General features: G+C 58.3%; 24 protein-coding genes. 19 read left to right on the plus strand and 5 right to left on the minus strand.

Annotated features, from left to right (window positions below; all coding sequences use genetic code 11):
• Positions 1-277 precede the first annotated feature (277 nt).
• On the plus strand, positions 278-1,222 hold the full coding sequence (rluC, locus tag AB5Y70_RS12175) for a 23S rRNA pseudouridine(955/2504/2580) synthase RluC (protein ID WP_010674735.1): 945 nt from the start codon (positions 278-280) through the stop codon (positions 1,220-1,222).
• Between the two features lie 51 nt (positions 1,223-1,273).
• Here rluC and AB5Y70_RS12180 read toward each other — a convergent pair whose 3' ends face one another.
• On the minus strand, positions 1,274-1,855 hold the full coding sequence (locus AB5Y70_RS12180) for a nucleoside triphosphate pyrophosphatase (RefSeq protein ID WP_029314530.1): 582 nt from the start codon (positions 1,853-1,855) through the stop codon (positions 1,274-1,276).
• A gap of 139 nt (positions 1,856-1,994) precedes the next feature.
• Here AB5Y70_RS12180 and AB5Y70_RS12185 point away from each other — a divergent pair, with 139 nt between their 5' ends.
• From AB5Y70_RS12185 to AB5Y70_RS12260, 16 genes are all read left to right on the plus strand, one after another.
• Complete coding sequence (locus AB5Y70_RS12185) at positions 1,995-2,609, plus strand: START domain-containing protein (RefSeq protein WP_041201614.1); 615 nt, start codon at positions 1,995-1,997, stop codon at positions 2,607-2,609.
• Between the two features lie 196 nt (positions 2,610-2,805).
• The gene (yceD, locus tag AB5Y70_RS12190; protein ID WP_029314532.1) at positions 2,806-3,327 is read left to right on the plus strand and encodes a 23S rRNA accumulation protein YceD; all 522 of its coding nucleotides are present in this window, start codon (positions 2,806-2,808) and stop codon (positions 3,325-3,327) included.
• 20 nt (positions 3,328-3,347) lie between these two features.
• Positions 3,348-3,515 carry a 50S ribosomal protein L32 gene (gene rpmF, locus AB5Y70_RS12195; RefSeq protein ID WP_005300935.1) on the plus strand — a complete coding sequence of 56 codons (168 nt, stop codon included), beginning with the start codon at positions 3,348-3,350 and terminating at the stop codon, positions 3,513-3,515.
• Positions 3,516-3,524: 9 nt separating this feature from the next.
• Positions 3,525-4,544: a phosphate acyltransferase PlsX gene (gene plsX / locus AB5Y70_RS12200; protein ID WP_010674739.1), complete on the plus strand. Its 1,020-nt coding sequence runs from the start codon at positions 3,525-3,527 to the stop codon at positions 4,542-4,544.
• A gap of 6 nt (positions 4,545-4,550) precedes the next feature.
• A complete protein-coding gene (locus AB5Y70_RS12205; protein WP_010674740.1) occupies positions 4,551-5,510 on the plus strand; it encodes a beta-ketoacyl-ACP synthase III in 960 nt (319 codons plus the stop codon).
• Between the two features lie 66 nt (positions 5,511-5,576).
• Positions 5,577-6,512 (plus strand): ACP S-malonyltransferase, encoded by a 936-nt coding sequence (fabD, locus tag AB5Y70_RS12210; RefSeq protein WP_010674741.1) that lies wholly within the window; start codon positions 5,577-5,579, stop codon positions 6,510-6,512.
• Positions 6,513-6,525: 13 nt separating this feature from the next.
• Positions 6,526-7,260, plus strand: a complete 735-nt coding sequence (gene fabG / locus AB5Y70_RS12215; protein ID WP_010674742.1) for a 3-oxoacyl-ACP reductase FabG — start codon at positions 6,526-6,528, stop codon at positions 7,258-7,260.
• Positions 7,261-7,417: 157 nt separating this feature from the next.
• Entirely contained in the window at positions 7,418-7,654 is a 237-nt protein-coding gene (gene acpP / locus AB5Y70_RS12220; protein ID WP_005300909.1) for an acyl carrier protein, read from the plus strand.
• Between the two features lie 81 nt (positions 7,655-7,735).
• Complete coding sequence (gene fabF / locus AB5Y70_RS12225; RefSeq protein WP_010674743.1) at positions 7,736-8,977, plus strand: beta-ketoacyl-ACP synthase II; 1,242 nt, start codon at positions 7,736-7,738, stop codon at positions 8,975-8,977.
• A 66-nt stretch (positions 8,978-9,043) separates the two neighbouring features.
• A complete protein-coding gene (gene pabC / locus AB5Y70_RS12230) occupies positions 9,044-9,850 on the plus strand; it encodes an aminodeoxychorismate lyase (RefSeq protein ID WP_010674744.1) in 807 nt (268 codons plus the stop codon).
• Entirely contained in the window at positions 9,840-10,841 is a 1,002-nt protein-coding gene (mltG, locus tag AB5Y70_RS12235; RefSeq protein ID WP_029314535.1) for an endolytic transglycosylase MltG, read from the plus strand. Before pabC ends, mltG begins: the two co-directional genes overlap by 11 nt.
• Positions 10,841-11,482 (plus strand): dTMP kinase, encoded by a 642-nt coding sequence (gene tmk / locus AB5Y70_RS12240; RefSeq protein WP_010674746.1) that lies wholly within the window; start codon positions 10,841-10,843, stop codon positions 11,480-11,482. The genes mltG and tmk overlap by 1 nt, the downstream gene beginning before the upstream one ends.
• A complete protein-coding gene (holB, locus tag AB5Y70_RS12245) occupies positions 11,467-12,414 on the plus strand; it encodes a DNA polymerase III subunit delta' (protein ID WP_010674747.1) in 948 nt (315 codons plus the stop codon). Before tmk ends, holB begins: the two co-directional genes overlap by 16 nt.
• 12 nt (positions 12,415-12,426) lie before the next feature.
• Positions 12,427-13,206: a TatD family hydrolase gene (locus AB5Y70_RS12250; RefSeq protein WP_029314537.1), complete on the plus strand. Its 780-nt coding sequence runs from the start codon at positions 12,427-12,429 to the stop codon at positions 13,204-13,206.
• 301 nt (positions 13,207-13,507) lie between these two features.
• A complete protein-coding gene (locus tag AB5Y70_RS12255) occupies positions 13,508-14,536 on the plus strand; it encodes a site-specific integrase (protein WP_029314538.1) in 1,029 nt (342 codons plus the stop codon).
• A 163-nt stretch (positions 14,537-14,699) separates the two neighbouring features.
• Positions 14,700-14,984 carry a RepB family protein gene (locus tag AB5Y70_RS12260; RefSeq protein WP_041201618.1) on the plus strand — a complete coding sequence of 95 codons (285 nt, stop codon included), beginning with the start codon at positions 14,700-14,702 and terminating at the stop codon, positions 14,982-14,984.
• Between the two features lie 234 nt (positions 14,985-15,218).
• Here the strand turns inward: AB5Y70_RS12260 and rsmF are convergent, their stop codons facing one another.
• From rsmF to AB5Y70_RS12280, 4 genes are all read right to left on the minus strand, one after another.
• Entirely contained in the window at positions 15,219-16,649 is a 1,431-nt protein-coding gene (gene rsmF, locus AB5Y70_RS12265; protein WP_029314541.1) for a 16S rRNA (cytosine(1407)-C(5))-methyltransferase RsmF, read from the minus strand.
• A gap of 129 nt (positions 16,650-16,778) precedes the next feature.
• On the minus strand, positions 16,779-19,331 hold the full coding sequence (locus AB5Y70_RS12270) for an MlaD family protein (RefSeq protein WP_010674752.1): 2,553 nt from the start codon (positions 19,329-19,331) through the stop codon (positions 16,779-16,781).
• Between the two features lie 51 nt (positions 19,332-19,382).
• Positions 19,383-19,991, minus strand: coding sequence for a paraquat-inducible protein A (locus AB5Y70_RS12275; protein ID WP_010674753.1), 609 nt, complete (start codon positions 19,989-19,991; stop codon positions 19,383-19,385).
• Positions 19,969-20,613: a paraquat-inducible protein A gene (locus tag AB5Y70_RS12280; RefSeq protein WP_010674754.1), complete on the minus strand. Its 645-nt coding sequence runs from the start codon at positions 20,611-20,613 to the stop codon at positions 19,969-19,971. Before AB5Y70_RS12280 ends, AB5Y70_RS12275 begins: the two co-directional genes overlap by 23 nt.
• 220 nt (positions 20,614-20,833) lie before the next feature.
• On the opposite strand from AB5Y70_RS12280, the gene AB5Y70_RS12285 reads away from it, so the two are divergent.
• Both AB5Y70_RS12285 and AB5Y70_RS12290 read left to right on the plus strand, forming a co-directional pair.
• A complete protein-coding gene (locus tag AB5Y70_RS12285; protein ID WP_010674755.1) occupies positions 20,834-21,139 on the plus strand; it encodes a YebG family protein in 306 nt (101 codons plus the stop codon).
• Between the two features lie 280 nt (positions 21,140-21,419).
• Complete coding sequence (locus tag AB5Y70_RS12290; protein WP_041201615.1) at positions 21,420-22,715, plus strand: site-specific integrase; 1,296 nt, start codon at positions 21,420-21,422, stop codon at positions 22,713-22,715.
• Positions 22,716-22,938 lie beyond the last annotated feature (223 nt).

Raw genomic sequence — 22,938 nt, forward strand, 5'->3', positions numbered from 1 at the left:
CTCGAGAGGGCGTGAATTAAGGATACCGATGTGGAGACAATTTACGTCGGCTCTGTTTGTGTTCTCCATGCGTTGTACCTCGCACCCGGGAACCGTCATGTTCTTGTATACACGGTGTTTCGGGATTGGGTGGCATACATTTTGGCCACTTAGTACAAGGCTTGAACACAATGCCAAAACCTTGTTTATTATCCCATTTAAACCACTTTTATAGCAAGACGCCATTTTTTAACAAAGCATGGAGCCAAGGGCTGTCTGCGGTGTTAAAATCCGCGCCATGACACAGATACATCAACAAGTGCAGCTGCTCACCATCGAAGCTGAGCATGACGGGCAGCGCATCGACAATTTTCTCAAGACTCAGTTAAAGGGCGTCCCCAAGAGCCTGATCTATCGCATCCTTCGAAAAGGGGAGGTGCGGGTCAACAAGAAGCGCATCAAACCGGAATACAAGCTTTGTGCCGGTGACGAGGTGCGGGTGCCCCCCGTGCGTGTGGCCGAGAAGAATGAGTTGCCTTCTGCCAACCTCGGCAGCATCCAGCGTCTGGAGAGTCAGATCCTGTTTGAAGACGACGCCATGATAGTGCTAAACAAGCCGTCCGGCATGGCAGTTCACGGCGGCAGCGGCCTCAGTTTTGGCGTCATCGAAGGGCTGCGTGCCCTGCGCCCCGAAGCCCGCTTCCTCGAACTGGTGCACCGGCTGGATCGTGACACCTCCGGCGTACTGCTGGTTGCCAAGAAGCGCAGTGCCCTGCGCAGCCTGCACGAGCAGCTGCGGGTCAAAACCATGCGCAAGCAGTATCTGGCGCTGGTGCGCGGCCAGTGGCAACCCCACGTCAAGGTGGTCAATGCGCCACTTCGCAAAAATGATCTGCAATCCGGCGAGCGGGTGGTGCGGGTCAGCAGCGATGGCAAACCCTCCGAGACCCGGTTCCGGATTGCCCGTCAGTTTGCCGAGGCTACCCTGGTCGAGTGCAGCCCCATCACTGGCCGTACTCACCAGATCCGTGTCCACACCCAGCACGCCGGCCATCCCATCGCCTGCGATGACAAATATGGTGAGACCGGGTTTGATGAAAAAATGCGAGGGCAGGGGCTAAAGCGTCTGTTCCTGCACGCCTGGAAGCTCACCTTTACTCATCCGGTGGATGAGCGGGAGATGCAGGTGGAAGCGCCATTGTCACCGGAGCTTGAGGCGTTTCTCGCCAAGCTGCCACGCTGACAACCATGAAAAACGGGAGCCAGGCTCCCGTTTTTCATGGCAGAGTTCTTGTTATGGCAGAGCCAGGCCGTGGCGACCCAGGAGATCAACCAAGCCTATCAGGGGAAGACCGACAAGGGCGTTGGGATCGCGCCCCTCCAGCGCCTTGAACAAGACGATGCCCATTCCCTCGCATTTGAAGCTGCCGGCACAATCCAGAGGACGTTCGGCCTCCACATAGCGACGGATGGCTGCTTCGTCGAGCGAGCGAAAATACACGGTGAAAGGCTCGACGAGCTGCTCGGCATGGCCATTCGCAGCATTGATCACACAGAGCCCGGTGTAAAAGATGACGCGCTTGCCTTGTGCCCGCAGCAACTGCTCGACCGCCTTCTCCACCGTGCCGGGCTTGCCGAGGATCTGCCCGTCACAGACGCACACCTGATCTGAACCGATGATCAATCCTTGATCACGGTCAGTAGCAACGGCATTCGCCTTGGCAAATGCCAATCTGCTGACCAGGGCTTCTGCGGTCTCCCCGTGTCGCGCTGTCTCATCGACTTGAGGAGCAGCACAGTGAAATGGCTGACCGAGTTTTTCCAGCAAGGTTTTGCGGTAGGACGAGGTGGACGCGAGGATCAAGGAAGGCTGCATGTTTTGATGATATCCATTTATAAATCAATTGGTTGATTCTATCTGTGCAGATGGGGCCACGCAAACAGGAGATGTCTACAGTGGGACTCGCCTAATTAGCGGGAAGCATGCATGCTGATGGAACCACAGCACAAACACAATCGCCAGCTGGGCAGGGACATGGCAACTTCGTCAGGGGGATGAGGGGGTGATGCTTTGGACCCAGCCACATCCTCCGACATCTTTTCAGGCCTTACGTCTGGAGATGCGCGTGAATGCCGATCCTGGCGCGCTGATCACGGTACTGCGCAACACGGTGCGCCATGAAGAGTGGTTGCCCCAGAGCCGTGAAGTCAGGGTGCTGGCCAGATCGGGTCCCGACGATGATCTGGTCTATACCCGCCTGGCGTCTCCCTGGCCGGTGCAAGACAGGGAGCTCATCACCCGCTCCCATTTGAGTCGACGCATCGATTGCGGCCTGACTCTCGAGGTGTGGGCAGAGCCGAATGCCCTGCCATTGCATGCAGGGCTGTTCCGGATCCAGGAAAGCGCTGGACGGTGGGAGGCGCTACCCCAACGGGATGGCAGCACACTCGTTCGGCTCGAAACCTATACCAACCCGGGCAACAACTTGCCGGGCTGGCTGGTCAATCCCATTGCCATCAAGGCTGCCGTGGGCAGTTTCAAAGCCATACGCAGACTGATGGAAGCCGAGCCCAGAGTGGCTGCGACACCAGGCCTGCTGGGGAGAGACCCGCGCTGTTCTGCCACCTGATGAGACACCAAGGAGCACATCCGGTGGACAGACAGGAGAGGGGAACAGGATCCTGTGCCAGATCCTGCACGATATGGCATAATCGGCCACCGATGAGCACAAGTTCCTCTTGCAGGGGCCTGTGAAGGTAAAATCATCGGCGGTAAGGACTTTTTCCTTTGACTATCCCTTGTTGGACCTATATTATTCGCGCCCTATGCAAAAGGTGAAGTTGCCCGTTAAGGTTGATCCAGTCCGTAATGCCTTGAAGCTACTCGATTATGTCGGGATAGTGGAAAAGTCGCAGATGCCCAGGCTGGAGGAATCAACCGAAGGCTTGCGAAGTGATGTGGATGTCACACTGCACTTTGGCAAAGATGTCCAGAAGTTGACCGTTATGAAAGGCACTGCCCATGCCAAGGTCGACCTGGTTTGCCAGCGTTGTGGTGAGACGTTTGAACACCTTTGTGAAGCTAGTTTTATTTACACTCCGCTGTTCGAAAGAACAAACGAGGAAGAACTGCCGGAAGCTTATGAGCCCATTGAGTTGGACGAAAACGGCGAGATAGATCTTCATCAAATCCTGGAGGATGAACTCATCCTCTCGTTGCCTCAGGTAGCCATGCATCCGGTGGATGTGTGTCCCAGAGGAAACATGGAGATGACCTGGGGTGAAATCGAACCTGCTGATGAGCGGCCGAATCCCTTTGCAGTTCTTGAAGCGCTCAAACGTAAGTGAATTTTAGGAGTTAGCCTACCATGGCCGTACAACAGAACCGTAAAACCCGCGCCAAGCGTGGCATGCGTCGTTCCCACGATGCGCTGACCACCGCTGCCCTGACTGTTGATCAGACCAGTGGCGAAATTCATCGTCGTCACCACGTGACTGCCGATGGTTTCTACCGCGGTAAAAAGGTAATCGCTTAAGGATTGCCTTTGTCTACGCAAACTGTCGCGCTAGACATAATGGGGGGAGATATCGGCCCCTCGGAAACAGTGCCTGCCGCCGTGCAGGCACTGTCTCTTCTACCCCAGCTAAAACTTGTTCTGGTCGGTGATCAACACCAGACCGCCTCTCTTCTGCAGCAACATGGCTTGCTCAACCACCCTCGCGTTCGTCTCGTGCATGCCTCCCAGGTCGTGGGCATGGGCGAAAAGCCTATCGTGGCGCTGCGTACCCTGAAAGACTCCTCCATGCGCGTGACCCTGGATCTGGTCAAGAGCGGCGCTGCCGATGCCTGTGTCAGTGCAGGCAACACCGGTGCCTTGATGGCCATGGCCAAGTGCGTGCTCAAATCCTTGCCCGGTGTTGACCGGCCAGCCCTCATCAAGGCGCTGCCCACATTGAGTGGAAAGCGGACCGTGATGCTGGATCTGGGTGCGAACGTGAGCTGCGATGCCGACACCCTGCTGCAATTTGCCGTGATGGGCGCCGTAGTCGCAGAGAAGGTGGAGGGGATACCTTCACCCAGAGTGGCACTGCTCAACGTAGGGGAGGAGGAGATCAAGGGCAACGACCTGGTGCGCCACAGCGCCGAGTTGCTGCGCCAATGCTCCGCCCTGAATTTTGTCGGTTTCATTGAGGGGGACAGGATCTTCAGCGGCGAGTGCGACGTGATCGTCTGCGACGGTTTCGTGGGCAACGTGGCGCTCAAGACCGCGGAGGGGGTGGTGCGGATGATGGCCGAACTGGCCGGATATCCGCGCAAAAAACGCAGTTTTCTTGGTCGACTCGCCGGATTTATGTTCAAACGGCGTTTCTCTTACCTGAACCCCGACCAGTATAATGGCGCGAGTCTGTTAGGATTGCGCGGCATTGTGGTAAAAAGCCATGGGCGGGCCGAGCGCCGCGCTCTGTGTCATGCGATTCTGCTGGCCGCACAAGAAGCCAGACATCAACTTCCATTGCAAATTGCAGATCGCCTTGAATCTGTCTTTTCCGACAGGGATTTATAAAACTCTATGCATAGCAAAATTCTGGGTACTGGCAGTTATCTGCCGAGTTCGGTTCGTACCAACGCCGATCTTGAACAGATGGTTGAAACCAGTGACGAATGGATCGTGGAACGCACCGGGATCCGTGAACGCCGTATCGCCGGAGCCGACGAAACCGTCGCGACCCTTTCTCATCAAGCGGCCTTGCGTGCGCTTGATGCGGCAGGTCTGACTGCCGCCGATCTGGACATGATAGTGCTGGCCACTACCAGCGCAGAGAATGCCTTCCCAGCTGCTGCCTGTGAACTGCAGGGGCTGCTTGACGTACCGGGGATCCCGGCGTTTGACGTAGCCGCCGCCTGTGCCGGCTTTACATATGCTCTCGCCATCGCCGATCAGTTCGTCAAATCCGGCGCTGCTCGCCACGTGCTGGTTGTCGGTGCGGACGTGCTGTCACGCATGTGCGATCCCGAGGATCGCGGCACCATCATCCTGTTCGGGGATGGGGCAGGGGCCGTGGTCATCGGTGCCAGCGACACTCCTGGGATCCTCTCCACCCATCTGCATGCCGATGGCCGTTATGGCGAGCTGCTCAAACTGCCGCAGCCCCGTCGCGGCATGCCGGGTGCTGAGCTCGAAGCCTACATGTACATGAAGGGCAACGATGTCTTCAAGGTGGCGGTGACACGCCTTAGCGAGATCGTGACCGAAACCCTGGCTGCGGCCAACGTCGAGCCGAGCGAGCTGGACTGGCTGGTGCCCCATCAAGCCAACTTCCGCATCATCAATGCCACCGCCAAGAAACTCGGCATGGGGCTCGACAAGGTGATCCTGACCCTGGATCGTCATGGCAATACCTCCGCGGCCTCCGTGCCCATCGCCTTCGATGAAGGGGTGCGCGATGGTCGCATCAAACCCGGCCAGCTGGTCCTGCTGGAAGCCTTCGGCGGCGGTTTTGCCTGGGGCTCTGCGCTGGTTCGCCTCTGATACCGAGCGGTGCCCGGTCCTCGGGCGCCCGCTTACCGAATTCGTCTTACCTTAAAGGAATCAATGATGACCCGATTTGCCATTGCCTTCCCGGGACAAGGCTCCCAGAGCGTCGGCATGCTGGCCGAGCTGGCCGAGCAACACGCAGTGATTAAAGAGACCTTCGCCGAGGCGAGCCAGGTGCTGGGCTATGACCTGTTTGCCCTGGTGATGGCAGGCCCGGCCGAGGATCTCAACAAAACCTGGCGTACCCAGCCAGCGCTGTTGACCGCCTCCGTCGCGCTGTGGCGCCTGTGGCAACAACAAGGCGGGGTAACCCCTGCCGTGATGGCCGGCCACAGCCTGGGGGAATACTCCGCCCTGGTGTGCAGCGGCGCGCTGGCGTTTGCCGATGCCGTCAAGCTGGTCGAGCTGCGTGGTTTGGCCATGCAGGAAGCCGTACCGGAAGGCACTGGCGCCATGGCTGCCATCATCGGTCTGGACAACGAAAGCATCGCTGCCAACTGTGAGAAAGCGGCCCAGGGGCAGGTGGTTTCTCCGGTCAACTTCAACTCTCCGGGTCAGGTGGTCATCGCCGGCCACAAAGAGGCGGTCGAGCGTGCCAACGTGCTGATGAAAGAGTCAGGTGCCAAGCGTGCCCTGCCGCTGCCGGTCTCCGTGCCCTCCCACTGCGCCCTGATGAAACCGGCCGCAGAAAAGCTGGCCGCCGCCCTGGATGGGATCGAGATCAAGGTTCCTGCCATCGCCGTCATCAATAATGTTGACGTCTCTTGTGAGCAGGATCCTGCCGCCATCAAGCAAGCCTTGGTGCGTCAGCTGTTCAGCCCGGTTCGCTGGACTGAAACGGTAGAGCGCATGGCAAACGACGGTGTTACCCTCGAGATCGAGATGGGCCCGGGCAAGGTATTGACCGGCCTGGCCAAGCGTATCGATGCGCGAGTGGAAGGTATTCACGCCAACGACGCCGCCTCGTTCGAGCAGGCACTGGCCCAGATCAAGTAAACAGGAGCAAGTCATGAGTTTTACCGATAAGGTTGTGTTGGTCACTGGCGCCAGCCGTGGCATTGGTCGTGCGATTGCGGAGATGTTTGCTGCTCGTGGCGCCAAAGTCGTGGGGACCGCGACCAGCGAGAGCGGTGCCGAGGCGATCAGTGCTTACCTGGGTGAACAAGGCTGCGGCATGGCACTGAACGTGACCAGTCAGGAATCTATCGAAACCGTCTTCGCCGCCATCAAGGCGCGTTTTGGCGACATCGACATCCTGATCAACAACGCCGGCATTACCCGCGACAACCTGCTGATGCGGATGAAGGATGACGAGTGGAACGAGATCATCGACACCAATCTCACCTCCCTGTACCGTCTGAGTAAGCCGGTATTGCGTGCCATGATGAAGAAGCGTAACGGTCGCATCATCAGCATCGGTTCCGTGGTCGGCACCATGGGCAACGCCGGTCAGGTCAACTATGCTGCTGCCAAGGCTGGTCTGGTTGGCTTTACCAAGTCGCTGGCCCGTGAAGTGGCATCTCGTGGCATCACGGTGAATGCGGTTGCTCCCGGTTTCATCGAGACCGACATGACCAAGGCGCTCAATGAAGAGCAGCGCGCCGGCATCATGAATCAGGTGCCTGCTGCCCGTTTGGGCGATCCGAAAGAAATTGCTGCCGCTGTGGTATTCTTGGCATCGGATGATGCCGCCTATATTACCGGCGAAACCCTGCATGTTAATGGCGGGATGTACATGGTGTAATCAATTTGTCGTGAGTTCTGTTCAAATTTGCGATAATACGCCGAAGTTTGGCGAATTTCGTGGTTTGACCAGCGGCAAGTCACTTGCAAACTCACGTCAATTGAATACACTACCCCAACCAGACGCAATAGCGTATTTTTAAAGGAAAATTCAGGTCATGAGCAACATCGAAGAACGCGTAAAGAAAATCATCATCGAACAACTGGGTGTTAAAGAAGAAGACGTGAAGAACGCTGCCTCCTTCGTCGACGACCTGGGCGCTGACTCTTTGGATACCGTTGAACTGGTAATGGCGCTGGAAGAAGAATTCGATACCGAAATTCCTGATGAAGAAGCCGAGAAGATCACCACTGTTCAAGCGGCTATCGACTACATCACCGCTAATCAGGAATAAGTTCCTGTTCTGAAAGAAGCGGCCCAAGGGCCGCTTCTTTTATGTTTACCCCTTTCAAAACACCTCTCGGAGACTACCTCAGTGTCAAAACGCAGAGTCGTGGTGACCGGCTTGGGGATGCTTTCCCCGGTAGGCAACACTGCCGAATCCAGCTGGCAAGCCCTGCTCAACGGGCAGAGCGGCATTTCCCTCATCGACCACTTTGATGCAAGCGAGTTCGCAACCCGTTTCGCAGGCCTGGTCAAGGATTTCGACCCCGAAGAGTTCGGCATCAACCGCAAAGAAGCCCGCAAGATGGATCTCTTCATCCAGTATGGCGTGGCGGCGGGTGTTCAGGCCCTGGAAGATTCCGGCCTGATCATCAACGAAGAGAACGCGGAGCGGGTAGGCGTTGCCATCGGCTCCGGTATCGGCGGTCTGGGTCTGATTGAGCAGAACCACAGCAGCCTCATCAATGGCGGCCCTCGCAAGCTGAGCCCTTTCTTCGTTCCGTCCACCATCATCAATATGGTGTCCGGTCATCTTTCCATCATGAAAGGCATGCAGGGCCCGAACATCGCCGTGACTACCGCCTGTACCACGGGTACCCATGCCATCGGCATGGCTGGCCGGATGATCGCCTATGGCGATGCGGACGTGATGGTTGCCGGTGGTGCCGAGAAAGCCTCCACCCCCATGGGCATGGGCGGCTTTGCCGCTGCCAAGGCGCTCTCCACACGTAATGACGAACCGCAGAAGGCGAGCCGCCCCTGGGACAAGGATCGCGACGGTTTCGTGCTGGGCGACGGTGCCGGCGTGTTGGTGCTGGAAGAGTATGAACATGCCAAGGCCCGCGGCGCCAAGATCTATGCCGAGCTGGTCGGCTTTGGCATGAGCGGGGATGCCTATCACATGACGGCCCCTCCCTCGGACGGCGATGGTGGCGCACGCGCCATGAAGAACGCCATCAAGGATGCTGGCATCGCACCCGAGCAGATCGGTTACATCAATGCCCACGGTACCTCCACGCCCCTTGGGGATGTGGCAGAGCTGCGCGGCATGAAGAAGGTGTTTGGTGACCATGCCAGCGCCCTGATGGTCAGTTCCACCAAGTCCATGACAGGCCACCTGTTGGGTGCGGCTGGCGCCATCGAGGCGATCATCACTGTGCTTTCTCTGCGTGACCAGATGGTGCCTCCCACCATCAACCTGGACAAGCCGGATGATGAGTGCGACCTGGATCTGGTGCCGCATGTTGCCAAGGCTGGCAGCTTCGAATATGCCCTCTCCAATTCCTTCGGTTTTGGCGGCACCAATGGCTCCCTGATCTTCAAACGCGTATAATTCGCTCTGGGCGAATGATAAGGCCCGATACGGCAGTATCGGGCCTTTTTTATCGGAGGGATCCCCTTGCTGATTAATGGAATACCCACAGAAACACTGTCAGCCAGGGATCGTGGGCTGGCATACGGTGATGGTCATTTCACAACCATACTGGTGAGGGAAGGGAAGGTACTCTGGTGGCAGGACCATCTGGCCCGGCTGCAACATGCCAACGCCCGGCTTGGTTTTGGCGAGCACTCCTGGGACCTGCTTGCCGACGAGGCGGCGCAGCTGGCTTCTGGGCAGGCACAGGCTGTCGTCAAGATAATGCTGACCCGGGGCGCCGGTGGGCGGGGATATGACGGCGCAGGCTGTGACACGCCCACTCGCATCGTCTCTTTGGCACCTTATCCTGAGCATTATCATGATTGGCAGCAAACCGGCATCAATGCCTTGGTATGCCAGCAGCATCTTGGGGACAGTCCCATGCTCGCCGGTCTCAAGACGCTGGGGCGCCTCGAACAAGTGATGCTGAAGCGCGAACTTGCTGCGCGCGGCGGGGTCGAAGGTATAGTCTTGAACAGCCGGGGATTTCTGGTAGAAGGGGTCAGCGCCAATCTGTTTTGGCGTCGCGGCAGGACGGTGTTCACACCGGATCTCACCCGCGCCGGGATCGATGGCATCATGCGCAAGCGCGTGATGACGATGCTTAAACAGATGGGCATTGAACTGCGTGTCGTTGAAGCTCCATTGGAGTCACTCTGGCAGGCGGAAGAGGTCTGGCTGACCAATACCCTGATGGGGATTGTCCCGGTCACCAGCATCGGGGATATGCACTATCCCAGTCCGGTATTGATCCGCCGTTTACAGGAGCGCTTGGTCATTGAAGTTTAATCGGCTTTACACCCTGCTCGCGGGGGCGGCACTCTCTGTCGCCGTTGCCGGAGGGTACGTGTATCACAAGTGGCAACAGGTGGAGACGCTCACCAACAAGGGGCCAACCCGCCTCTTTACCGTCGAAAAAGGCGCCCATGCGGCGCGCCTGATTGCCGAACTGGGAGAGGGGGAAACCAGCCCCTGGGCGGTGCGCCTCTGGTTGCGCGGTCATCCCGAACTGGTGGCCATCAAGTCCGGCACCTATGAAATCAAGGAAGGGGCGCCGCTCAAGGAGACTCTCTCTCTCTTTGCTTCCGGCAAGGAGTTTCACTTCAGCCTGACCTTTGTCGAAGGGTCCCGTTTTGAGGATTGGCTGAAGCAACTTTCCAGCGCCCCCTATCTGGAGCGCCTGACTCTGGAGCAGAGCGAAACCGAGCTGGCTCAGGAACTCGGCATCGAAAATGGCAAGCTGGAGGGGTGGTTCCTGCCGGAAACCTACGCCTATACCACTCATGCCAGCGATCTTTCCATCCTGCGCCGCGCCTATCAGGACATGAAAACGTTCCTGGAGGCTTCCTGGGAGAAGCGTCAGGCCAATCTGCCCTACAAGACACCCTATGAGGCGCTCATCATGGCCTCCATCATCGAAAAAGAGACGGGCCAACCGGATGAACGAGCCCAGATTGCCTCTGTGTTCGTCAACCGTCTACGCCTTGGCATGAAGTTGCAGACCGACCCTACCGTCATCTACGGGGTGAAGGAGAGGTACGATGGCAACATTCGCCGCAGCGATTTAACCGACGTGAACCCCTACAACACCTATGTGATCGACGGTCTGCCTCCGACGCCCATCGCCATGCCGGGCAAGGCCTCCATCGAGGCGGCGCTCAACCCCAAATCGACCGACTATCTCTACTTCGTTGCCAAGGGGGGCGGTGCCCACTACTTCTCCAAGACCCTCGATGAACACAATCGGGCGGTGCGTGAATACATATTGAAGAAACCCTAATGTCTAAATTTATCGTGATTGAAGGATTGGAAGGGGCAGGGAAGAGCTCTGCGGTGCGCTATGTGACCGACTATCTGCAAGCCCACGGAGTTGCGCGGATCGAGTGCACCCGGGAGCCGGGCGGCACGCCGCTGGCGGAACGCATGCGGGCCATCGTCAAGGAAGTGCACGACGAGCGCCTGACAGTCGAGGCCGAGCTGCTGTTGATGTACGCCTCCCGGGTACAACTGGTGGAGACCCGGATCAAGCCTGCCTTGGCAGACGGCATCTGGGTAGTGGGCGATCGCCACGATCTCTCCTCCCAGGCCTATCAGGGGGGTGGCCGCGGCATCGATGCGAACCTCATCGGCGCCATCAAACGGGCGGTCCTCGGGGATTTCAAGCCGGATCTGACGCTCTATCTGGACATCGATCCTGCCATCGGCCTGCAGCGGGCCCGCCATCGCGGCGAGCTGGACAGGATTGAGCTGGAGCAGATCGGCTTCTTTGAACGTACCCGCCAGCGTTACCTCGAGTTGGCGGCCGCCGATGATTCCATCCAGATCATCGATGCCGGGTTGCCCCCGGCGCAAGTCAAAGCCGCCATCGAGGCTGCCCTTGAGCATTATCTGGCAAGCGAGGGGCTATGTATCCCTGGCTGATCCCGGATTGGCATGCCCTGAGCGAGACGGCCCGGGCCGGACGGCTCGGGCACGCCTGGTTGCTGCTAGGAGATCCTGGTCTTGGCAAGGAGCAGCTTGCAGAGCGACTGGCGCGACTGCACCTGTGTCAGCATCCACAACGAGGTGAGCCTTGCGGTCAGTGCCACTCCTGCCAACTGTTTGAGAAGGGGCATCACCCGGATCTTGGCACCCTGGGGCCCGAGGGCAAGACCATAGGTGTCGAAGCCATCCGGGAGATTTGCAGCCGCCTCCAGAGCACATCCCAGCTCGGTCGCGGCAAGGTGGTGATCATTCAGGAGGCGGAGCGCATGACGGAGTCTGCCGCCAATGCTTTGCTGAAGACGCTGGAAGAGCCGGCTGGCGACAGTCTGTTGCTGCTCATCGCATCCCGGGTATCTCGCCTGCTCCCCACCATCTTGAGCCGTTGTCACAAGCATGTCTGCCAGCTCCCCTCTGAGGGGGAGACCCTTGCCTGGCTCGCCGAGCAGGGCCATCAGGCCACCCAGGCCCAGGTGCGGATCTGCCAGGGTGCGCCGCTGCGGGTGCTGAGCTACATCGAAGCACAGCAAGATGATGCCAGACGGGCATTGCTCGACGGATTTGTCTCGCTGGCATCGGCCCCCACCCGTGCGGCGAATGTCTGTGCCCAGTTGGCCGAGGATACTCAGGTCCGGCAGCACTGGTTGCAGCTCTTCCTGTGTGATGCCCTCAAGCTTCAGGCTGGCTGCGGCCATCATCAACTGGCAATGCCGGATCTTGCATCACTCAGCCAGCAACTGGCAGAGAAACACTCCAGCGAACGGCTCCTGGAAGCCGAACAGCAGCTGGTTATGCTGAAAGAGGCTTGTCAGCCAGGGCAGCTTTCCAATCCCACCATCCATTTGATGAACTGGCTCAATCGCTGGTTATAAACAAGGTTGTCTATGTTACTCGTTGATTCCCATTGCCATCTCGATCGCTTGAGTTATGGCTCCAAGCAGACCGACATGGCCGATGTATTGGCCAAGGCGGCGCAGCAGAGCGTGGGATATTTTCTCTGCGTGAGTGTGACCCAGGCCCAGTTCCCGACCATGATGGAGGCCATCGCTCCCTATCCCCAGGTGTTTGCCTCCTGCGGTGTCCACCCGCTCAATCAGGATCCCGGGGTGGATGCTGCCTTGCTGCTGACTCAGGCGGCCGATGAGAGAGTGGTGGCCATCGGCGAAACCGGGCTCGACTACTTCTATTCACCGGAAAACAAGGATGTACAGCAAGCCTCTTTCCGCGAACATATTCGTGTAGCCCGGGCACTGAACAAACCGCTCATCATCCACACCCGGGATGCCCAGGAAGACACGCTGCGGATCATGCGAGAGGAGGGGGCCGAACAGGTGGGCGGAGTGCTGCACTGCTTCACCGAGTCCCTCGAAATGGCCGAGGCCGCGATGGCCATGGGGTTCTACATTTCCATCTCGGGAATAGCCACTTTCAAGAACGCCTCAGCCCTGCAGGCCGTGGTCAAGGCGTTGCCCCTGGAGCGACTGCTGGTTGAAACCGACTCTCCCTATCTGGCACCGGTTCCGCACCGGGGGAGGGAGAATGAGCCGGCCTTTGTTCGCGACGTCGCCCAATTTATCGCGGATCTTCGCCAGATATCGCTCGCTGAATTGGCGGAGGCCACCAGCCACAATTTCTTCGAATTGTTCAAGTTGGCAAAGCGATAACAGACAACGCCCCGCATAGCGGGGCGTTTTACTATGACAATCAGCATTATCATTACCCATCCAAAAACAATCACGCCAAGTTGTTATCTCTCACTTTTTTTTGCGGTGGATACTGATGAGATTAAATCCACAATCCTGATAAAACGGAGTAGAGATGACAGGGTACTTGAGAAATAAATGAGGGAGCTGAAATGGGTTAAAGCACTCTTCATAAGTATCGATAATATTCATTATCGATACTTGATAGATCTGGACGATCCTGTAAGATCCACCGAAACTCCGCTTTAAATCATAGAGTTAAGTGAACTACCCACGCCTTCAAAACCCAGTTCAGCAATCTTTGCAGAGCGTCTTCGATCCTCAGCTGAACAGCCGGGCAAGACGCTTCCTGCGCAGCGCCAAAGCCGACTCCACCCTCAATGCCTATCAGGCAGATACCCGCATCTTTGTCTCCTGGTGCCAACTCCACGGGCTGGATCCCTTGCAGACAACACACCACGACATCATGAATTTTCTGGCGGATCAGGCCGACGGCATCCTGGCCAACTGGGTCTGGCTGGACAAAGAAGAAGGGAAGGGGGAGCTTCGCAACGGGGAACCTCGCAAACCGGCCACCCTGGTAAGACGGCTTGCCGGCATTCGTTATGCCTTCAAGCAGAAGGGGATCCACCCCATGCCGACCGAGCATGCGGAGATAAAGGAGATGATGCGGGGCATAGTACGGCTCGGTGATAACCGCAAACGCAAAACGGGGGCGCTGACCCTGAAACCATTGGCCTGCGTGCTGGACGAGATAGATACCAGCAACCTGGCGGGACTTCGGGATTACACCCTGTTGCTCCTGATGTTCAGTGGCGCCTTGCGTCGGTCGGAAGCGGCAAGGATCGAGGTGAATGACGTGCAGTTTGTGGGGCAGGGGATACGCCTTCGTCTCAAGCCAAGCAAACATCAGCTCCATGAATCGGAGATAGCACTCATTCCAGGCACCCGGTATTGCCCGGTCTCTGCACTGCAACAATGGCTGAAAAAAAGCCGGATTGCTGAGGGCCCCCTGTTTCGTCGAATGAATCGCTGGGGACAGCTGATGACAGATCCCCTGGGGCCGCAAGGTATCAACTTGATGATCAAGCGGCGAACCGGCCAGGCCATCGACGATCTCCACGTCAGTGGCCACAGTTTGCGGCGGGGGTTCATCACCTCGGCGGTGACGGCGGGCAAGCCGATGAACAAGATCATCGAGGTGACCCGACACAAGGACATGCGCACCTTGCAGGAATATTTCGACGATGCCCACAAGTTCTCCGATCACGCCCTGGATGGGTTGTTATAGAGAACCGCGCCTCTCCATTTTTTATGTTAAATGATATCCTGTTGATCTGGTGATATATTCATGTCGTCCTCCACAGACATCATAACGGTGGGAGAGTCGTAATCCGATTTACTTTCGTAGAAGATGCCAATGAAAAATGAGAGATAACATTCACGATGTAGACATGTCGGAAGGTCACGATAGCCAGGAATTGAAGAAAAGCGCTGCGCAAGAGAATGCCGAACGGCAGCGCCAGCACGTGAAGCGCAAGCAGGAAACCCACAGCCGGTTGCAATGCTGGATAAGCAATCGTCATGCAGAGAGGTTGGCCATGCTGGGGCAACAACTGGAAGACAGTCAGGCCTCCATCATCGAGCAGGCAATCGATCTGCTCTATCAGCACGAACTGCAACAAACGACCAACGCGCAGCAGAGCGATATCCCCGAGTCGGCAGACATACTCGAATAGACGATGGTATCGAACCGGCGTGATTGAAAAAGGAAGACAAAAAAAGCCAGGTACGAATTCCTTGTACCTGGCATAGGGGAATTGGCTCCTTGCAGAGCCGTGCGCTAACTGGTATGCAGATAGCCTTAAGCTTAGACAAGGCTCTAGGCATTTCAAGAACCGGATAAAAGTTCAACCAGAGTGGGGGTTTTTCAGACTCGAACAGGCGCTATTTTTGCTCGAGCGACCCCACTCTCACGCATTGAACAGGTTGTTATCCCGTACCAGCTCCCGGGGCAGGGCATTCTTGATGCGACTCCCCACCCATTTCCCCATGCCGAGCGGGTGCCCCTGGTAACGAACGATCACTTCCCCAGTCCCGGCATCCTGCTCTGGCCAGACATCTCGTCCCATCATGAATTCACGGGCATTGGAGGCATCCAGCTCGACGCATCCCTTACTCGCCTCATGGCCGTAAGCCAGAGCCCATTCATGGGTCAATCGATATCCCTTCTTGAAGGTCTCAGCCAGCTTGATGCCGATGCGATCGAAGCGCAGCTTCCCCTGTACCTGCTCGAAGGCGTGAGGGAAGAGCCAGATCTCGTCATTGCGGCCAAACAGTTGGCCATGGGGCACGATGCCAAAATTCCCTTCAATCTCCCGCAGCATGGGGCCAGCCTCTTTCTCTGGCAGCGGCGAGAAGGGGAACTTGCCGAGCTTGCCCGGTTTGAACATGGTGTTGGGCACGGAGTGATGCTTGCGCAACCGGGCGACGAAAAATCCTTCACTGTCGAAGATCTGGGGCCAAACGTGCAAGTATCCCTCCGGTGTACAGGCTTTCTCCGCTCCCGGAAAGAGATCGGCCAACGAGTCAAAGCTGAAGGCATCACCGAACTTCTCCTGCAACGACTGACAGACGGCCTGATTCTCTTGCAGGCTCAGGGTGCAGGTGGAGTAGACCAGTACGCCGCCGGGTTTGAGGGCGTGAAAAGCGCTCTCCAGCAGGCCACGCTGCACCGCGGCAATCTCGTCGATGCTCTCGAGACTCCAGTTGCGCAGCGCGTCTTCATCTTTTCGCACCGTCCCCTCGCCGGAGCAGGGGGCGTCGAGCAGGATGGCGTCGAAGGTTTCAGGCAGCCATTGGCCAAAGACCTTGGCATCGAAATGGGTCATGCCGACGTTGGTCACACCGCAGCGCTGGATATTGGCGCTCAGCACTTTCAGCCTGCTGCTGGAAAACTCGTTGGCGATCAGCATGCCGCGGTTCTCCATCAGCGCCGCGATCTGGGTAGTCTTGGAGCCAGGGGCGGCGGCCGCGTCCAGCAACATGCCATCCCCTCTGGTTTGCTCACTGGCAAAGAGCGCCGTCACCGGCAACATGGAGCTCGCTTCCTGAATATAGAAGAGGCCGCACAGATGCTCGGCCGTGTTGCCAAGGGGGACGCTCTCATCACTGCGGGTGAGCCAGAAGCCGGTTTCACACCAGGGCACGGGATCCAGTTGCCAGCCAAGCGGCGCCATGCGGGCGACAAACTCGGATACCGTGATCTTGAGGGTGTTGACCCGGATGCTGCGCCGCAGCGGCTGCCGGCAACTCGCCACGAATGCCTCCATGGAGAGATGGGATGGCATGAACTCCGCAATGTGACGCAGGAAGTGATCGGGGAGGTAGGTGTTGTCGTGCACGGCGCAATCTCGCTGACCCAAAATGAGGGGCGACATCTTACCACAGTGCGCCGCCCTTCTTGATGGGAGAGTCCATGAGGCCATAAAAAAACCGGCACAAGGCCGGTTTTTGACGAGCAGGGGAATAACTCAGGGCAAGATGCGGGGACTCCACTCCAGCCACTCTTTCTCTGCCTTGGCATGAAGCGGATAACGATGGCCCGCCTTGACGGTCGCGCCCATCTCCCGCTCCGGCGTATTGAAGGCAATCCCGCCCGCCAGCAGGCTTTGCACCGTTTCGACCTCGATGGTGCCACCGGTCAGCCCGATATCGGCCTTGACCCCGGAGACATTCCAGAACCGGCTGTTGGCGCGTATCAGATGGGCGTACTGTCCATCCACATTCACATCGATCAGCACCTCGCTGCCATCCCGGGCCAGGGTCACGCCGGTGACGCTGCCCACCACCATCTTGCGAAACAGCAGGGGGCTGCCCACGCTGATGCCATCGACGGAGGGGCTCTTGAGGGTCAGGGCAAGACCGGCGGGGCCACTCTGGCTCAAGGGGAAGGTCTCCTTGCCAGCCCCTCGGCCCGGTGTCGCCTCCACAAAGGCCCCCTTGATCAGGGTATCGAGGTGGGCAACGCCTCCCAGCCCGACCTTGGCCTGCACCAGTGCATAGCGCGCCCCGGATTGCAGGAAGCGCGCGGCATATTGCTCATTCAGCTCGGCCTTGAAGCTTACCTGGCCCAGGGTCGGATCCAGTTCCACCTGCTCCACCTTGCCGATGTCCACTCCGCGATAGCGGATGGGGCTGCCGACCCCGAGACCCGGGTTGTGATCCGCCGTGAGCGTGAGGGTACGCACCTGGGAGCTTGCCTGCTCCTTGCTGTCAAAGAGCTGATGACTGCTGCGACCTGTCCCCAGCTTGTCGAATTCGATGGCACCACGCAGCAGGGTGGCGAGGTTCCCCATCTTGACCTGCACGCCGTCGAGCCGGATCTTGCCGTCGATGGCGGCCTTCTTCCAGAACTGAGGTTGCTGCTTGAGCAAAGGAGCATAGATGGCATCGATCTCCAGGGTGATGGCCACCCCGCGATCATCGGCATCCAGCGCCTTGACCTTGCCCGCTTCCAGTCCCAGATAGAGGACGGGGGAGCCCACACCGATCCCATCAGCCTGAGCGGCACGAAGCGTCCAGCTGACCGCTTTGGCATGGCGGCTCCCAAGCAGGGCCAGCTCCTGGCTGGGGTAGAGGCGGTCAATCCTGTCACCCTTCGGGGCCTGTACCAGCTTGATGCCCCCCGCCAACCAGGCACTGGCCGGGCTGGTCTCCACCTTGATACCGCTGAGGTCCGCCTCCACCTGCAAGGGGGCGGCGCGATAGAAGCGAGCCCGTTGCAGCAGATGGCGATAACGCTCGTTCACCAGCAACTCGACACTGGCATTGCCGCCGGCATCCAGGGTCAGTGCCCCGAGCTGACCTATCTGCAACCCCTTGAACCAGAGCGGAGCCCCTTCGCTCAAACCGGCGAGATCCTCTGCCTGCAGGGTCAGCTTGATGCCGCCGCGCTGTGCCTGGCTCTCCAGGGTCATGGTGTTGACCCGTTTACCGGGTTCATAGTCCAGACGAATGGCGGGCCCGGCCAGCAGGCGATCCGCATGCTTGATCCCGGCAGGGGAGAGAGAGACCGTCTCCCACACCAGACGACTCTTGCCGGTCACCCGGAACGCCTGCTCGGGGTTGATGAGGGCCGTCACGCTCCGCCCCTGTTCGGTGAGGCGAATGGGGTCGATGCGTCCAATCTCGATGCCCTCATAGAGGATGGGCATCCCTTCCTTGATGGGCAGAGTCCCCGCCTGGATGGTGATGCGCTCACCCCGGGCGGCCTCGGCCAGCCCCTTGTAGAGGATGAAGTTGACCCCCTTTTGCGCCACGGGAGAATCCTTGGGGGAGTCAAACGCAATGCCGCCGCTCAGGATGGAGGTGAGACTGCCCGCCTCCACGCTGACGCCAGCCAGGCTGAAGGAGCCCTTGATGCCGCTGATGTTCCAGAAGCGGGTATCCGCCTTGACGAGGTGCTCGAAGCGCGGCTCGATCACCAGATCCAGGATCACGTTCTGGTTCTCTTCCCCAAGACGGGTGTTGATGACACTGCCCACCTCCAGCCCGCGGAAATAGATCTTGGCACCGATGCCCACCGACCCCAGAGAATCGGCTGTCAGGTGCAGGGTTCGCCCCTGGGCCTGATAACCAGGGGGAGGGCCATCCAGGGCATCGAACTCATCCTCCAGCGGGTTGTTCTCCCGTCCGGGTTGCAGGTTGATGTAGTTGCCGGACACCAGGGTGTCCAGGCCGGAGATCTCGGTCAGTGACGCCTTCGGACTCACCAGCCAGAAGTCGGAGCCCTTGCGTATGAGGGAGCGGGCACGGCTGTCCACCTTGGCCAGCACCGCAATCTTGCGACCATCCTGTGCCAGTTCCAGCTCCTGGACCACGCCGATGGCGACCCCCTGATAGCGCAACTGGGTCTTGCCCGGCAAGATACCGTTGCCCTGGGCAAAGTTGATGCGAATGAGTTGACCACTGCTCGTCCACTGCTGGTAGAGAAAGCCTCCCGCCAGCAAGAGGGCGATGAAGGGCAGCAACCAGACCGGTGATAACCAGCGGTGCTTCTCAATGACGGGCTCAGCCCCGACCATACCGACTCCTTACATTGGCTGTGATGCACAGCGCGTTCGACACAAAAAACATTAACGGGCCGCCTTGTCCCACAACAGGCGGGTATCGAGCATCCTGGCCGACATCATGGTGAGCACCACCACGCCGGCGAACGCCGTCGCCCCGGGGCCGGCACGCACATTGAGCAGCACGCCGCGATCCACCAGGGCCACCATCAGCGAGATGACGAACAGGTCCAGCATGGACCAGCGTCCGATGAAATCGATGATGCGGTACATGACGAGTTGGCGTTTGCGGCGCACCGGCTTGCTGCGCTGCAACTGCCAGCAGATCCAGCCAAGACCCAGGATCTTGCCGATGGGCACGATGATGCTCGCGGTCAGTACTATGGTGGCGATGCCGGACATCTTGCTGCGATAGAGCGCCATGATACCGCTGAAAATGGTATCGGACTGCAATAATCCCTTGTTGTAGAAGTGGGTGATGGGCAGCAGGTTTGCAGGCAACAACATGAAGGTGGCCAGCGCCAGCAGGCCCCATGACCAGGCGAGGGAATGGGGAATGCGCATCTGCAAGGGGGTATGACAACGAGGGCAGCTCATGCCGTGTTGATGGCGCACCAGCAACCCACAGGTATGGCAGCGGCAAAGCCCCAGTTCACGGGCGCTGATCGGGGACATGGTCCGGCTCCCGGGAGGCATGTTGCAGCGGAATCCGCTCCCAGTAAGGGGCAGGATCAAAGAGGATCAGCAACGTCATGTTGAGCAGCATCAGACAACCCAGGCTCAGCAGACCGCCTCCCAGGCGCACGTCGGCGATGTCGATAAGCTTGAACAGGGCGACCAGCAGGCTGACGATGTACACCTCCAGCATGGCCCAGTGGCGAAATACCTCGACCGCTTTGAGGGTCCACGCCAGCAGATGCCAGCGCTTGGCCAGGCCGGAGGCGAGGGCAAAGATCCCGAGCAGCAGCCCTGTCGGCGCCAGCACGGCGCACCAGAGCACCAGTGTTGCCACCCAGAGCTCGCTCTCGGCATACAGCATCATAATTCCCTTGATCAGGTTGGCGTCCGAGTTCACGCCCGCCAGACGAAGATAGATCAAAGGCTCAAAAAACGCGGAAGGCAGCAACAGGAATCCGGTGATGGTCAGCGCCATCAACTGGGAAGGGCGAAAGGCATAGCGCCCATACAGATGCTGATGACAGCGGGGGCAATGGGCGTGACGGCGCAGCGGCAGCAACTTGCGTTCGATCAGCAAGTCACAGGCCGGACAGACAATCACCGAGTGCGGATCCGACATACGATTCAACCTGTTGAAGGAATTGATGAAATTTACCTTAAAACGCCTGCCCTGTCTTGCCGCGCTGCACACCCCCCTTTGAAAAGACGTGTTTTCCGCTGTGAACTGGCCGCCGCCAGCCAAGCAGGGGCTGGCGATGCACGCCGACATGCTGAGGGTATTTGCAATACTGTATATACGTACATATACTTGCGGTCACTATCATCAGGAGGGCGCCGCGATGGCCGTTGAGATCAAGTATGTTGTGGTACGTGGGGGAGTGGAGAAGATGACCTTTGCCAGCAAGAAAGAGGCGGATGCCTATGACAAACTGCTGGACACCGCCGATGAGCTGATGACACTGCTGGCGGGTGCGCCGGTCGCGCTTGCACCGGAGCAGCAGGAGAGTCTGGCCTTTTATCTGGCCGAGCAGCGGGATCAGTTGCAGCAGGTATTGCGCGGTGGAAAAGGGCAGGGGAATTCCCCCAAAGAAGACAAGCTGGATACTGAACTGCCAAAGGGGAAGCCCCTGAAGAGCGTGGCTTGAGACGAAAGGGCGGGGAAGGGGATGTGAGGCAGAATCCACTTTCTCATTCATGAAAAGTGCAACTTAAGTCATTGTCACGCCTCTTTTCCCCGAGAATTTTCCAACCACACCGCATATTTATTGAATATGCCGATTGCTCGTTATCATGGGGTATCACAGCAAGATGCCTCAGGTCGTTGCCCCCAAGGCGCACTGCAACCCCTGATGCCGATAACCCCATTTATCGGCATCAGGGGGGGGCGGCCCCGTTCAAAACATTCAACCGACATCACACACCATCATGACTCATCCAGCACTTCCACCCGCCATGCCACTGTTCGATAGCGTGGACCACCTTGAGGCGGGCAATCCCCAGGTCAACCAGTACCTCGCCACCCTGAGTCTTGGCAAAGTCCCCGACGCGGGGATCGTGTATGAGCTGGCCGTCGACTGGCTGCTGGAGCAGCGCCACAGCGAAAACAACTACAAGACCTATCGCAGTGAGCTGACCACTTTTTTGCACTGGTGTTTTTGCGAGGTGGCCATCAGCCCCAGGGATCTCACCAGGCGCATCATGATGCGCTATCTCGACTATTGCCAGGCGCCACCGTCCAGACTGATTGCCTACCGCAACGTCGCCCAGTTCGTGCTCGACAAGGAGTGGGGGGAACGGTTGCCAAACCCCCTGTGGCGTCCGTTTCTTGGCAAGCGGGAACTGGGCCGGGAGCTACCGTATCGACTGAGTGAGCAGGCGATGAAGACAAAACTCGCCATTTTGTCCGCCTTCTTCCAGTTTCTCATCCAGGAGGAGTACATGGATCGCAATCCGGCTCTCCTGCTGCAGCGGGTTAAACGTGCGGGCCCCCAGGAGGCTGGTGAAGACGCGCAATCCTTCACTGAGCTGCAATGGTCTTATGTGATGCAAGCCGCCGAACAGCTCGCTGCCGAATGCCCGGCACAACATGAGCGCAGCCGCTTTCTCATCTGTCTGATGTATGCCTGTTATCTGCGGATTTCCGAGGTGGCGGCCAGGCCGGGTTTCAGCCCCGTCATGGGCCAGTTTCGACGTGACGCCAAAACGGGCGTCTGGGGTTATGACATTCCCCGCAGCAAAGGCGGTAAACGTCGCACCGTGGCCGTTTCTCAGGCTCTGCTCGAAGCCCTGACTCGCTATCGTACCTTTCTTGGCCTTTCGCCACTGCCGGCCCCCGGCGAGCAGACCCCGCTGTTCGTACGCCACAAGGCGGCGGCCCATGGCCGCGAACAAGGCGAACTCAATGCCAATCTGGGTATCCGCCAGCTTCGAGACCTGGTAATGGCGGTATTTGAACAGGCCGCAAGCCTCGCCGAACAAGACGGTTTTGATCAGGATGCCGCTGAAATGCGAACCCTGACGCCGCACTCCATTCGCCATACCGGTATCACCCATGACATCAATCTGCACGGCCGGCCTTTATCCCACGTACAAGCCGATGCGGGACACGACAGCATCGACACCACCTCCAAGTACCTGCACACCGGCAACCGGGAACGTCACGAGAGTGCCAGCCGCAAGCCGCTGGATCACTTGCTCGACCAGAACCGTACATATGACTGATAACCAATGGTGAACAATAAAACTGCACTCATAACCAAGACACGGGACCTAAAGGCAATCCTTGATTGATTATGCCCTGGGACTCATAAAATACGACACTGCGCATAATGTATATTATGTTAAATCCGATATACCTGTGTTCTACTACATCTCTTCTTGAGGACATTCATTTAATTTCAAAAAAATCAATATGTTAGAATGCTATGCTTGAATTTTAGTCAGA

Origin of the sequence: Aeromonas sp. s1(2024) (genome assembly GCF_040908005.1) — a bacterium.
GTDB lineage: Bacteria > Pseudomonadota > Gammaproteobacteria > Enterobacterales > Aeromonadaceae > Aeromonas > Aeromonas caviae.